At 65.1% G+C, this 12,538-nt stretch carries 12 protein-coding genes; 7 read left to right on the forward strand and 5 right to left on the reverse strand.

Annotated features, from left to right (window positions below; genetic code table 11):
• Positions 1-95 precede the first annotated feature (95 nt).
• The 6 genes from leuD to AC0L2L_RS10895 all read left to right on the forward strand — a co-directional run bounded on the left by leuD (position 96) and on the right by AC0L2L_RS10895 (position 4,665).
• Positions 96-701 carry a 3-isopropylmalate dehydratase small subunit gene (leuD, locus tag AC0L2L_RS10870; RefSeq protein ID WP_473578213.1) on the forward strand — a complete coding sequence of 202 codons (606 nt, stop codon included), beginning with the start codon at positions 96-98 and terminating at the stop codon, positions 699-701.
• A gap of 69 nt (positions 702-770) precedes the next feature.
• The gene (locus AC0L2L_RS10875; protein ID WP_473578214.1) at positions 771-1,703 is read left to right on the forward strand and encodes a hypothetical protein; all 933 of its coding nucleotides are present in this window, start codon (positions 771-773) and stop codon (positions 1,701-1,703) included.
• Between the two features lie 340 nt (positions 1,704-2,043).
• Complete coding sequence (locus tag AC0L2L_RS10880) at positions 2,044-2,427, forward strand: RidA family protein (protein WP_473578215.1); 384 nt, start codon at positions 2,044-2,046, stop codon at positions 2,425-2,427.
• Positions 2,428-2,596: 169 nt separating this feature from the next.
• Positions 2,597-2,947, forward strand: coding sequence for a VOC family protein (locus tag AC0L2L_RS10885; protein ID WP_473578465.1), 351 nt, complete (start codon positions 2,597-2,599; stop codon positions 2,945-2,947).
• 124 nt (positions 2,948-3,071) lie between these two features.
• The gene (gene leuB / locus AC0L2L_RS10890) at positions 3,072-4,175 is read left to right on the forward strand and encodes a 3-isopropylmalate dehydrogenase (RefSeq protein ID WP_473578217.1); all 1,104 of its coding nucleotides are present in this window, start codon (positions 3,072-3,074) and stop codon (positions 4,173-4,175) included.
• A 4-nt stretch (positions 4,176-4,179) separates the two neighbouring features.
• Positions 4,180-4,665 (forward strand): GNAT family N-acetyltransferase, encoded by a 486-nt coding sequence (locus AC0L2L_RS10895; RefSeq protein WP_473578219.1) that lies wholly within the window; start codon positions 4,180-4,182, stop codon positions 4,663-4,665.
• On the opposite strand, the gene AC0L2L_RS10900 is transcribed toward AC0L2L_RS10895, so the two are convergent.
• A complete protein-coding gene (locus AC0L2L_RS10900) occupies positions 4,662-6,506 on the reverse strand; it encodes a DEAD/DEAH box helicase (protein ID WP_473578221.1) in 1,845 nt (614 codons plus the stop codon). The genes AC0L2L_RS10895 and AC0L2L_RS10900 overlap by 4 nt on opposite strands.
• A 601-nt stretch (positions 6,507-7,107) precedes the next feature.
• Here AC0L2L_RS10900 and AC0L2L_RS10905 point away from each other — a divergent pair.
• Positions 7,108-7,494 carry a DUF2794 domain-containing protein gene (locus tag AC0L2L_RS10905; protein ID WP_027169173.1) on the forward strand — a complete coding sequence of 129 codons (387 nt, stop codon included), beginning with the start codon at positions 7,108-7,110 and terminating at the stop codon, positions 7,492-7,494.
• Between the two features lie 106 nt (positions 7,495-7,600).
• Here AC0L2L_RS10905 and AC0L2L_RS10910 read toward each other — a convergent pair whose 3' ends face one another.
• From AC0L2L_RS10910 to AC0L2L_RS10925, 4 genes are all read right to left on the reverse strand, one after another.
• A complete protein-coding gene (locus AC0L2L_RS10910; protein ID WP_473578222.1) occupies positions 7,601-8,176 on the reverse strand; it encodes a GNAT family N-acetyltransferase in 576 nt (191 codons plus the stop codon).
• Positions 8,177-8,293: 117 nt separating this feature from the next.
• Entirely contained in the window at positions 8,294-9,034 is a 741-nt protein-coding gene (locus tag AC0L2L_RS10915; RefSeq protein ID WP_473578223.1) for a Bax inhibitor-1/YccA family protein, read from the reverse strand.
• 240 nt (positions 9,035-9,274) lie between these two features.
• Positions 9,275-11,815: an ABC transporter permease gene (locus AC0L2L_RS10920; protein WP_473578224.1), complete on the reverse strand. Its 2,541-nt coding sequence runs from the start codon at positions 11,813-11,815 to the stop codon at positions 9,275-9,277.
• Entirely contained in the window at positions 11,815-12,513 is a 699-nt protein-coding gene (locus AC0L2L_RS10925; protein ID WP_473578225.1) for an ABC transporter ATP-binding protein, read from the reverse strand. Before AC0L2L_RS10925 ends, AC0L2L_RS10920 begins: the two co-directional genes overlap by 1 nt.
• Positions 12,514-12,538: the final 25 nt, after the last annotated feature.

Here is a 12,538-nt window from a genome sequence, read left to right on the forward strand (position 1 = left end):
CAAACTCAACTGCCAACAGCTGCCTTTCATTTGCCCGGCGCTTTGTGTAAACCGGGCGCCGGCAATCCCCAGCTAGAAGAAGACGGGCAAGGACCATGGACAAATTCACCAAGCTCACCGGCGTCGCCGCGCCCATGCCGATCGTCAATGTCGACACCGACATGATCATCCCGAAGGATTATCTGAAGACGATCAAGCGCACCGGGCTTGGCACCGGGCTTTTCGCCGAGATGCGCTACAATGACGACGGTTCGGAAAACCCGGATTTCGTGCTCAACAAGCCGGCCTATCGCAAGGCGCAGATCCTGGTCGCCGGCGACAATTTCGGCTGCGGCTCGAGCCGCGAGCACGCGCCGTGGGCGCTGCTCGATTTCGGCATCCGCTGCGTAATCTCGACCTCGTTCGCCGATATTTTCTACAACAACTGCTTCAAGAACGGCATCCTGCCGATCACCGTCAGCCCGGAAGACCTGGACAAGCTGATGGACGACGCGTCGCGCGGTTCCAACGCGACACTGTCGATCGACCTCGAGGCCAAGGAAATCCGCGGGCCGGACGGCGGCGTGGTCGCGTTCGACCTCGACGACTTCAAGCGCCATTGCCTGCTCAACGGCCTCGACGATATCGGGCTGACCATGGAGAAGGCCGGCGAGATCGCGTCTTTCGAGAAGAAGAACGCCGAGCTGCGCCCCTGGGCCTGAGCGTCTTCCGCGATAGGTAAGCCCGGCTGCCAGCAGCTGGGTTCGCGGCGGCTGAATGGAGGGACAGTCATGACACGTTCGCTTTTGGCGGCCGCCTGCGCGTCGACGGCAATCCTTCTCGCCGCCATCGGCGCCAATGCGCAGACCACCGCGCCGGCCACGTCCAGCCAGCCGGCGGCTGATCAAGGCGCGGCCGACCAGGGATCGGGCAGCGACCAGGCCGGTTCGGACGAGGAAAAGCAGGCGCCCATCCCCTTCGAAGGCGGCCAGTTCACCATCGCCCAGCAGGAACAGTATGGCGAGAAGGTGCTGGCCTATGACGGCAAGCAACTCGCCAGCAACTACGACGTCTTCTTCGAAAAGATCGTCAAGGTCGGCGACGTCAACGTGGCGTTGTTCGATGTCGGCGACGGCGGCAATCAGTGCGGGCCGGCCAGCCTCATCGCCTGGAAGCCGCAAGGCGGCGAAATCCAGACCACTACCGTCGAGCAGGACGAGTGCGGCGCGCCGCCGGTCGCCATCTCCGAGAGCGCCATCTATTACGTGCCCTATCTTCTGCCGGGCGATTCCAAGCCGGCGCTGCAATGGTCGCCGACGACCGGGCTGACCACGTCGGGCGAGCTCACCTACACGCCGGAACCCGGCACCGGCTGGAAGGATGTCGATCCGTCGAAATACGACAACATCATCGACGCCTTCCACAACGAGGCCGTCTACAAGGCCGGCCAGGCGCTGCTGGGCAACGACATGCCCGACATGGCGACCAGCCTGCTGGTCGGCGGCGGCACCGAAAAGATGGCGTCCGGAGCCTTCTATGCCACCGGCTGCGTGCCGCATGATTGCGGCGGCAATGACGGCTTCATGGCCGTCGACCCGGCCAAGCACAAGGTCTATTTCGCCCGCCGCGGCGACAATGGCGAGCCGCAGGCCTGGCCGCCGGTCAAGGACTGGCCGGCCGACATCAAGAAGGCATATGACGACGCGCAGGGGTCGGGTAATTAGGGCACCGGCTCTGCTACCCGCGCGGCTTCGTCATCCACGGGCGGAGCGACGCGCAGCGGAGCGCACACCCGAGGATCCATTCCGTGACGGTTGCCGTAGAGTGCTAGGGTCCAGAATTCTGCACCGTTGCAACGCTCTGACGTCACGGCATGGATTCCAGGGTCTGCGCGCGTCGCTTCGCTCCTTGCTTCGCCCTGGAATGACGATTTGCGGAGGGCTGCCCCAGCCAACCCCGGAGGTTTGTGCTTTCCTTTCGTGACAACAGTCGGCCCGGCTTGGCCCACGACCAGCCGCGCCTCTTTTGCTAAATGCAGGCCGACAAACCCAACGCGAGGCCCCCATGCGCAAGCTCATCTCCACCGGTTCGCCCTTCGAGAAGACCGCCGGCTATTCGCGCGCGGTGGTGCAGGGCGACTGGTGCTTCGTCTCCGGCACGACCGGCTACGACTATTCCACCATGACGATGCCCGACACGGTCGAGGCGCAGGCTCGCAATTGCCTGGCCACCATCGCCAAGGCTTTGGCCGACGGCGGCTTTGATATGGCCGATGTGGTGCGGGCGCATTATTATATCACCGACCAGGCCTATGTTGACGTCGTCTTCCCGATCCTCGGCGAGGTTTTCGGCGATATCCGTCCGGCGGCGACGATGATCGTCTGCCAGCTCAACAAGCCGGAGATGAAGATCGAGATCGAAGTCACGGCGCTCAAGCGCACGGCCTGATGCCCCTGTCGCCCAAAGTGCGAAGCGGTTGCGACAACGACATCGGTTAGAGCAATTCCAGGAAAAGTGTGAGCGGTTTTCCGTCCGGAATTGCGCAAAACAAAGAGATAGGGCGTTTCGCCGTTTCCATGAAACGGTGAAGCGCACTAGATGCGAGGATCGACCCATGGTGAAGGTCAGACGCATCGTTGCAAACATAGACACGCAGGATATCGCAGCGGCAAAGCGCTTCTATCAGGATGTCCTCGGCCTCGATCTGCTCATGGATATGGGCTGGATCGCCACTTACGGCTCGCAGGACAAGATGACCGTTCAGGTCAGCTTCATGGCGCAAGGGGGCTCAGGCACGCCGGTGCCTGACATCTCGATAGAGGTCGACGACGTCGACGCGGCGCTCGACGCCATGAAGGCCGCTGGCTTCGCCATCGAATACGGTCCTGCCGACGAGCCCTGGAGCGTGCGGCGCTTCTTCGTGCGCGATCCGTTCGGCAGGTTGGTGAATATTCTGTCGCATCGGTAGACTCTTACGAGAGGGGGGCGCGAAGGATCACGGCGATTGGTGTTTCGCAGCGCTCATCCCCTTGCGTCGCAATCGCTTGGCGTTTAGCAAGGCCGCGGTTCAATTTCTCTCCGGACGGTTCTCCATGGCTTCGAAAAATCTCTTCCTGCTCGCCGGCGACGGCATCGGCCCCGAGGCCATGGCCGAGGTGAAGAAGCTGATCAAGGCCATGAACGACAAGCTCGGCAGCGGTTTCGCTACTGAAGAGGGGCTGGTCGGCGGCTGCGCTTATGACGCGCATGGCGCGGCGATCTCCGATGCCGACATGGCGAAGGCGATGGCGGCCGATGCCGTGCTGTTCGGCGCCGTCGGCGGGCCGAAATGGGACAAGGTGCCTTACGAGGTGCGTCCCGAGGCCGGCCTGCTGCGCCTGCGCAAGGACATGGAGCTGTTCGCCAACCTGCGCCCGGCGATCTGCTACCCGGCGCTGGCCGCATCCTCCTCGCTGAAGCAGGACGTGGTCGAAGGCCTCGACATCCTGATCGTGCGCGAGCTCACCGGCGGCGTCTATTTCGGCGAGCCCAAGCAGATCATCGATCTCGGCAACGGCCAGAAGCGCGGCATAGACACCCAGGTCTACGACACGTTCGAGATCGAGCGCATCTCGGGCGTCGCCTTCGAGCTCGCGCGAACCCGCCGCAACCATGTGACGTCGATGGAAAAGCGCAACGTCATGAAGTCGGGCGTGCTGTGGAACGAGGTGGTCTCGCAGACGCACAAGGCGCGCTATTCCGACGTGAAGCTCGACCACATGCTGGCCGATGCCGGCGGCATGCAGCTGGTGCGCTGGCCGAAACAGTTCGACGTCATCGTCACCGACAATTTGTTCGGCGACATGCTCTCCGACATCGCCGCCATGCTGACCGGCTCGATCGGCATGCTGCCGTCGGCCTCGCTCGGCGCGCCGGACGTCAAGACCAGGAAGCGCAAGGCGCTCTACGAGCCGGTGCACGGCTCGGCGCCGGACATCGCCGGCAAGGGCATCGCCAATCCGATCGCAATGATCGCGTCCTTCGCCATGTGCCTGCGCTATTCCTTCGGCATGGTCGCCGAGGCCGACAAGCTCGAAGCGGCAATCGCCGCCGTGCTCGACGACGGCCTGCGCACCAAGGACATTTCTTCCCCGGGCATGACCGAGATCGGCACCACCGAAATGGGTGACGCCATCATCGCCAAGTTCCTCGGCTGAGCCTATGACCGTCGACATTCGCTGGGCGGAGGTCGACGATGCCGAAGCGCTCGCCGCGGTGCTTTGCGCTATGGCGGCGCACTACCGCCAGGCGCCGCTCGATTACAGTCGGGCGGCGGCCACGGCGCGGCAATGGCTCAGCGACGAGAGCCCGGCCTATCCGCATTTCGCCTTGGCGTTCGTGGGTGGCGAGGCGGCTGGCCTCGCCTCGGTGGCCATCGCCCACCCAGGCATCGATCTCGAAAGGCTGATGTTCCTGAAGGATCTGTTCGTGCGCGACAGCGCCCGCGACAGGGGCGTTGGCCGCGCGCTGGTCGGCTTCCTCGCCGCCTATTGCGTCAGCAAAGGGATCGGCCGCATCGACCTCACGACCGAAGACTGGAACGAGGGCGCGCTGCGCTTCTACGACCGGCTCGGCGCCGAGCGCTACGGCCAGAAGGTTTTTCTGCGGCTGACCGGGCCGGCGCTCAGGGCCATAGCCGACGATTAAGCCGGCCGCTTCTTCGATTTCTTGTGCTTGGCAGGTCCGGCGGCTTTGTCGAATTTCACCTTGCCCGGCTTGCCGGCCCAAGGCTTTGCCTCGAATGCCGGGCGCTGATCGGCTGGCGCCCGCTTCTCGAATCCGGAGGCATTCTGGTCGAAAGACCGCTTGCCGCGATGCGGCTTCTTGTCGGGTTTCGGCTGCTGGTAGCCGGCGCGCGACAGGTCCGGCGTGCCGTCGATCCGCCTGACCGCGATGTTGCCCTGCAGCTTGCGCTCGGGGCCGATCGCTTCGAGGAACCGGTCGGCCCAATCGGCGGCTATCTGCACGAAGGTTTCTTCCGGCTGCATCTTGATGGCGCCGATCTCGCGCTTGGACATGCCGCCGGTGCGGCACAGCATCGGGATCAGCCAGCGCGGCTCGGCATTCTGCCGGCGGCCGACCGACAGCGAGAACCAGACGCTGTCGCCGAAATCGTCGCGGCGGCTTGCCGTTTCTTCGCGCCGGGCCGGTCTGTCGGGCGACGGCGCGAACGCCGCGACTTCGAGCAGATCCTCGGGCGCCGAGCGGCTGGCCCGGCAAAGCCGCACGAAGGCCGCCGCCACCTGTTCGGCGCCACGCTGCTTGAGCAGCGTGTCGATGAAGCCACGCTCCTCCTCGCTGACCGGCTCGCCGAGCGCCGGATCCGCCAGGATGCGCTCGTCGTCGCGGCGCAGCACCTCGTCGGCCGAGGGCGGGCTCGCCCATGTCGCCTTGATGCCGGCATTCTGCAGCAATCGCTCGGTGCGCCTGCGGGTATTGCCTGGCACGATCAGGGCGCTGACGCCCTTGCGTCCGGCGCGGCCCGTGCGCCCGCTGCGGTGGAGCAGCGTCTCCGGGTTGCTCGGCAGGTCGGCGTGCACCACCAGTTCGAGATTGGGCAGGTCGATGCCCCGGGCGGCGACATCGGTGGCGATGCAGACTTTGGCGCGGCCGTCACGCATGGCCTGCAACGCATGGCTGCGCTCGCTCTGGCTGAGTTCGCCGGAAAGCGCCACCACGGAAAAATTGCGGTTGTTGAAGCGCGCCGTCAGATGATTGACCGCGGCGCGCGTGTTGCAGAACACCAGCGCATTGCGGGCTTCATAGTAGCGCAGCACGTTGATGATGGCGTTTTCGCGGTCGGCCTGCGCGACATTCAACGCCCGGTATTCGATATCGAGATGCTGCTTCTCCTCGCCGCCGGCCGAGATGCGCACGGCGTTGCGCTGATATCCCTGGGCCAGCGTGGCGATGGAGCGCGGCACGGTGGCGGAAAACATCAGCGTGCGGCGCCCGGCGGGGGCGGCGTCGAGGATGAATTCGAGGTCCTCGCGGAAGCCGAGGTCGAGCATCTCGTCGGCCTCGTCCAGCACCACCGCCTTCAGCGCCGACATGTCGAGCGCACCGCGCGTGATGTGGTCGCGCAGCCGCCCCGGCGTGCCGACGACGATGTGGGCGCCCCGTTCCAGCGCGCGTCGCTCCGTGCGCATGTCCATGCCGCCGACGCAGGAGGCGATCTGCGCACCCGTCAGCTCGTAGAGCCATTCCAGCTCGCGCCGCACCTGCAGCGCCAGTTCGCGCGTCGGCGCCACGACCAATCCCAGCGGCGCGCCGGCATCGGCGAAACGCGTGGCGCCGCCAAGCAGGGTCGGCGCCACGGCAAGGCCGAAGGCGACGGTCTTGCCGGACCCGGTCTGCGCCGACACCAGCGCGTCGGCATCGCCCAGTTCCGGCCCAAGCACAGCCTTCTGCACCGGCGTCAGCGCTGCATAGCCGCGCTTTTCCAGCGCCTCTGCCAGCGCAGGAACGATCGTTTCGAAACTGGACATCGTCTTCTTTCGGAATTTGGAGTTCTGGCTCGTCATCGAGCACCGGCCGGCACTGTGCCAGCCAAACGGAATTTGGCCGTTCGTACTTCTTGCGGCCGCCATTGTACAGAGCGGCCGCCGACCCCCTCCTGCCTCGCAGCATCCCGGCGCTCGCCGGCCTTTCATCGTGCCGCACGATGGATTCGCCTCGCGAACCGGCCTCTCACCCCCGCAAAGGGGGAGGAAAATAAAAAACCGGCGTCAGCTTGCTTCTGACGCCGGTTATTCAGGTTTTGGGATCGTCGCACCTGATTTTTCCAAGGAAAAACCGAGGTTGGTTCGATCCGACGCTGACCCGTGGGCGGGGGGCTTGGGGTTTACGAGCCGGTGCCGGACCGAACCGTCTCAGGCAACGCCGGTAAATTCGTCGGACATTGGGGCATGAGCGCGGATTATTTGTGTCGAGATTGTGGCGAAGCATCACCAATTCCAACATGCGGTTTGGAAACGTGACTGGACGTTTGAGAAAACCGCGGAACCGCGGCGGCTCGGCCGGCTCTTGCAATTCCGTTGCGAAAGCGCGAACCTTTGACGGCGCATGATTCAATCGAAGGATCGAGGCATGACCGATCACAGCAGCGGGGCGGAGGATGGGGAAGCATCCGGAATATTGATCCCGTTGCACGAGGCGCGCAACGCCCGCCTCGACCAGCCGGTACGATTCGACCGGCGTGAATTAGACCAGATCCTGAGGCTTTACGGACGCATGGTGGCCGCCAATGAATGGCGCGACTATGCGATCGATCATCTTACTGATCGCGCTGTCTTTTCCGTCTTCCGCCGGGCCAGCGAAGTGCCCCTGTTCCAGATCGTCAAGGACCCGAAGTTGGCGCGCCGGCAAGGCGCGTTCGCCGTCATCGCCGCCGGCGGCCGCATCCTTAAACGCAGCCAGGAACTCGGCCGCGTGCTTGGCGTGTTCGATTCCAAGCTGAAGGTCGTCGAAGCCTGAGCTGGGGGAGGGGAACTGAGGAATTGAAGAACTGAAGAAAAAGGCGCTTAGCGCCTCACATAACTGCCATCTTCCTTGTTCATCAGTTCTTCAATTCCTCAGTTCTTCAGTTCCTTTTCAGGCCCCTGAACCTCCGCTCCGGCAGCGAATCAGGATCGGGCGGCGATTCGGCGCCGCCATTCAGCGACAGCTGCATGAACACCGTGTCCAGCCAGCGCCCATGCTTGTAGCCCGACCCTTCCAGTCGCCCGGAGTGGCGGAAGCCGAGCTTCTCGTGCAGCCGCACCGAAGCGCTGTCCGCGTGGCCGTCGCCGATGACAGCGATGATCTGGCGGAAGCCCGCCGCGCGCGCCGTCTCGATCAGCGCCTGCATCAGCCGCAAGCCCACGCCCTGACCCTTGGCCTCGGGCGCGACATAGACCGAATCCTCGATAACGAATCGGTAGGCGGGGCGCGGCCGGAACGGTCCGGCATAGGCATAGCCGAGCACGACGCCGTCCTTCTCCGCCACCAGATAGGGAAAGCCGCCCGCCGCTAGAGCGTCGAATCGATTGCCCATCTCGGCGCGGCTGGGCGGCTCCAGCTCGTAGCTCGCGGTGCCGTGCGCGACCGCATCGGCGTAGATTTCCGTGATTCGGTCGAGGTCGGCCGCGGTCGCTGCTCTGATTGTAATAATGCTCATAATTTATGCAGGTCGTCTTCGTGCCTCGATAACAGCAGAGGCGTGCGCAAAAGGAAAGGGCGGCCGTTGGGCCGCCCTTTGCAAAGTCTATGGTCCAGTGAGACCGGGCAGCTGCCTTTAGCGGCGGTCGCCCATGAACTGCAGCAGGAACATGAACAGGTTGATGAAGTCGAGATAGAGCCGCAGCGCGCCCATGATCGCTTTGCGGCCGGCGACGTCGGCGACATCGCCTTCGAAATACATCTCCTTGATCTTCTGCGTGTCGTAGGCGGTGAGGCCGGCGAACACCAGCACGCCGATCGCCGAGATGGCGAAGCCAAGCGCCGACGACTGCAGGAAGATGTTGATCAGCATCGCAATCAGCAGGCCGATCACGCCCATGATCAGGAACGAGCCGAACGCCGTCAGGTCGCGCCTGGTCGTATAACCGTAGAGCGACAGACCGCCAAAGGCCGCGGCCGTGGCGAAGAAGGTCTGGGTGATGCTGGTGCCGGTATAGACGAGGAAGATCGTCGACAGCGACAGGCCGACAAGGCCGGCATAGACCCAGAACGTGGCCTGCGCCGCCCCTACGCTCATCGACTGGATGCGGAACGACAGGAACATCACCGCAGCGAGCGGCGCCAGGATGACGATCCAGCGGAACGCGCTTGCATAGATAAGCTGGCCGAAAGCGGTCAGCTGGCCGTCGCCGGTGACGGCGAACTGAAAGGCACCCCAGGCGGCAAGGCCGGTTATGAGCAGGCCAAGCCCCATGAGGTTATAGACTTTGATCATATAGGCGCGCAGGCCCTGATCGATATCGACGCGCGCGCCGGGGGCGGCGGACGTCTGGTAGTTGCGAATGGGATCAGCCATTGGAAATCCTCTGTTGCTTCTGCCCCGTCCGGTGACAGGTCCGCTCGGAGCAACTCCCGGGACCAGGCGCCGCTGGCGGAGCTCCAGCATGCCTAGCGCGAAATATGATGGTTCTTGACGTCAAGGACAAGACGGTAACGGGCCGTAACGCTCCGTGAGAGCACAAAAGGCCGGTTTTCGGCGCCTCCGGAAGGCATTCTTACAAAGATTTAACTGACCGGCGGCTCGAGACAGGGCGAGTCAGAGGTCGCGCAGCACCGGCGCGGCCTTGTGGCCGAGCACCCGCCAGGTGCCGGCAAGGCCGATGCCGACGGTGACCGTCAGTGAAACCAGGATCGTCGCCACCGCCACTTCCGGCATGAAATGCGACGGCAGCGTCATGATATGCGCCACCACGAACCAGGCGGCGATGCCGCCGGCGGCGAGCGCGAACAGCGCGGTCGCAAGCCCGATCAGCGCATATTCCAGCGAGAAGGCCGCAATCAGTGTCCTGCGCGTCGCGCCGAGCGTCTTCAGCACCACCGCGTCGTGGATGCGCGCCCGGTTGCCGGCGGCCAGCGCGCCGGAAAGCACCAATACCGAGGCGATCAGCGCCACGCCCGCGGCGGCGCGGATCGCCGTGCCCAGTTGCGCGACCAGCCGGTTGACGATGTCGAGCGCGTCCTTGACGCGGACCGTCGTCACCGCCGGAAAGGCCCGCGTCACGGCATTGAGCAGCCGCGCGTCGCCGGCCGTGGTGGCTTGTCTGTCGGTCAGCGTCGCCAGCCAGCCATGCGGCGCGCCGGCGAAACTGTTGGGCGAGAACACCATGACGAAGTTGATGCCCATCGTCTCCCATTGCACCTGGCGGAAATTGGCTATTCTTGCCGTCACGTTGCGGCCGAGCACGTTGACGGTCACGGTGTCGCCGAGCTTCAGCCCGATCGCCTTGCCCTCCTCGGCCGAGAACGACACCAGCGGCTCGCCGGAATAGTCCTGCGGCCACCACGCGCCTTCGGTCAGCGTCGCATTTTCCGGCTGCTTGGCGTCATAGGTCAGGCCGCGGTCGCCGCGCAGCACCCAGGCGCCGTCGGCCGGGGTCTTCACCTTGTCGACGTCGACGCCGTTGAGCGCCATGATGCGGCCGCGCAGCATCGGCACCTTGACCAGTGTTCCTTGAGGCGCCTGCTTGGCCACGAGGCCGGCGAAGGCATCGACGTCGCTGCTCTGGATGTCGACGAAGAAGAAGTTCGGCGCCCGCTCCGGCAGGCTGCCCGAGATTTGCCGCCGCAGATTCCCGTCGATCAGCGCCAGCGTCACCAGCAGCGTCAGGCCTAGGCCGAGCGACAGCACCACCGAAGGCGTCAGCGCGCCGGGCCGATGGATATTGCCGAGCGCGAGCCGCAACGGAACCGAGCGCACGCGCGGGCTCTTGCTGGCGGCCCATTGCACCAGCACCGCCACCAGCCGCAGCACCAGGAAGGCGAAGACCGTCGCCCCGACGAAGTTCGAGGCGATGCGGTAGTCGTTGGCCGAAAGGATCGCCAGCGCCGCCAGCGCCGCGACGATCGCCAGCGCGGCGCCGGCATAGGGCAGGCGCGGCAGGCCGCGGCTTTCGAACCCCATTTCGCGGAACAGCGCGGTTGCCGGCACGTCGCGGGCGCGGCCGAGCGGCAGCAGCGCGAAGGCCAGCGTCACCAGCAGGCCGAACAGCGCCGCCATCGCCAGCGCGCCCGGATAGAAGCCGCCTTGCGCCGGCACGGGGATGACCGACTGCAAAAGCGCGCTCGCCACGAAAGGCATCGCCGCGCCCAGGATGAGCCCGAGCACGATGCCGAGGCCTGCGATCAAAAGGATCTGCACCAGATAGACGGTGAAGACGAAGCCGCCCGAGGCGCCGAGGCTCTTGAAGGTGGCGATGACGCCGCGCTTGCCATCCAGATAGGCGCGCACGGCGTTCGCCACGCCGACGCCGCCGACCACCAGCGCCGTCAGCCCGACCAGGGTCAGGAACTGCGAGAAGCGCTCGATATTGGCGGAGAGCGCGGGGGCCGCGTTGCTGCGCGTGCGGATCGACCAGCCGGCCTGCGGAAAATCCTTCGCGGCTTGAGCCTGGATGTCCTTGATCCGCGCCTCGGACGTGCCCTTGGGCAGCTTCACCTTGTAGGCGTTCTCGACCAGGCTGCCTGGCTGCACCAGGCCGGATGCGGCAAGGCCCTCGCGCGAAATCATCAGCCGCGGCGCGAAACCGAAACCGTCCGACACCGCATCCGGCTCGCTGACCAGCCTGGCTCGCAGCTCGAAAGTAGCGCTGCCGAGTTTGAGCCGGTCGCCTATATGAAGATTGAGCCGGTCGAACAACAGGTCGGGCGCGGCGGCGCCGAACACGCCGGACCTGTCGCCGAACAGTTGTTCCTTCGGCAGCGCCGGATCGGTTTCCAGCGCGCCGTAGAGCGGATAGGCGTCGTCGACGGCCTTTGCCTCGACCAGCGCCTGGTCGGAACCGTCCTCCAGCCGCGCCATCGAGCGCATGCCGGAATTCTGCGAGACCGTGCCAAGGCTTTTGATGAAGCCGAGCTCGGCGTCCGAAGCGCTGCGCTGGTTGACCTGGAAGCGCAGGTCGCCGCCAAGCAGCGTCTGGCCCTGATTGGCGACGCCGGTGGAGATCGCCTGCGCCACCGAATTGACGCCGCCGATCGCCGCGACGCCCAGCGCGATGCAGGCAAGGAAGATCATGAAGCCGGACAGGCCGCCGCGCATCTCGCGCAGCGAGAAGCGGATGGCGAGCTTCAATGTCCGCATCAGGCGGGCACCTTGACGGGCTTCGGCGCATCCTCGATCCGCCCCGAGCGCATCGAGACCTGGCGCGCGCAGCGGGCGGCAAGCGCCGGATCATGCGTGACCAGCACCAGCGTCATGCCGCGTTCCGCCGCCTTGGCGAACAGAAGGTCGGCGATCTGCTTTCCCGTCGCCTGGTCGAGATTGCCGGTCGGCTCGTCGGCAATGAGGATGCGCGGCGACGGCGCCAGCGCCCGGGCGATCGCCACGCGCTGCTGCTCGCCGCCGGAGAGCTCGCCGGGATAGTGCGTCACACGGTCGCTCAAGCCGACTGCCGCGAGCTCCTGCGCCGCCACGCCGAACGGATCGGCATGGCCGGCAAGCTCCAGCGGCACAGCGACATTTTCCAGCGCCGTCATGTTGGGGATGAGATGGAAGGACTGGAAGACGATGCCGATGTTTCGTCCCCGAAACGATGCAATCTGGTCCTCGCTTTTGCCATTGAGCAATTCGCCGGCGATTCGCACTGTTCCCGAGTCGATCCTTTCCAGTCCGGCCAGAACCATCAGCAAGGTGGACTTGCCGGAACCCGAAGGACCGACGATGCCGGTTGCCGCGCCGGCCGCCACATCGAGGCTGACGCCCTTCAGCACATGGACGGAAGACGCGCCCTCGCCGAGCGTCAGCGATACGTCCCTCAGCGCGATGACGGCTTCTGTCACAATGAAAGCACCCTATATGTGAAAA

This window comes from Mesorhizobium sp. WSM4832 (assembly GCF_055811115.1).

Coding starts and splice junctions, on each gene's coding strand:
- leuD (WP_473578213.1), top strand. CDS start 96: ATGGACAAATTCACCAAGCTCACCGGCGTCGCCGCGCCCATGCCGATC.
- AC0L2L_RS10875 (WP_473578214.1), top strand. CDS start 771: ATGACACGTTCGCTTTTGGCGGCCGCCTGCGCGTCGACGGCAATCCTT.
- AC0L2L_RS10880 (WP_473578215.1), top strand. CDS start 2,044: ATGCGCAAGCTCATCTCCACCGGTTCGCCCTTCGAGAAGACCGCCGGC.
- leuB (WP_473578217.1), top strand. CDS start 3,072: ATGGCTTCGAAAAATCTCTTCCTGCTCGCCGGCGACGGCATCGGCCCC.
- AC0L2L_RS10895 (WP_473578219.1), top strand. CDS start 4,180: ATGACCGTCGACATTCGCTGGGCGGAGGTCGACGATGCCGAAGCGCTC.
- AC0L2L_RS10900 (WP_473578221.1), bottom strand. CDS start 6,506: ATGTCCAGTTTCGAAACGATCGTTCCTGCGCTGGCAGAGGCGCTGGAA.
- AC0L2L_RS10905 (WP_027169173.1), top strand. CDS start 7,108: ATGACCGATCACAGCAGCGGGGCGGAGGATGGGGAAGCATCCGGAATA.
- AC0L2L_RS10910 (WP_473578222.1), bottom strand. CDS start 8,176: ATGAGCATTATTACAATCAGAGCAGCGACCGCGGCCGACCTCGACCGA.
- AC0L2L_RS10915 (WP_473578223.1), bottom strand. CDS start 9,034: ATGGCTGATCCCATTCGCAACTACCAGACGTCCGCCGCCCCCGGCGCG.
- AC0L2L_RS10920 (WP_473578224.1), bottom strand. CDS start 11,815: ATGCGGACATTGAAGCTCGCCATCCGCTTCTCGCTGCGCGAGATGCGC.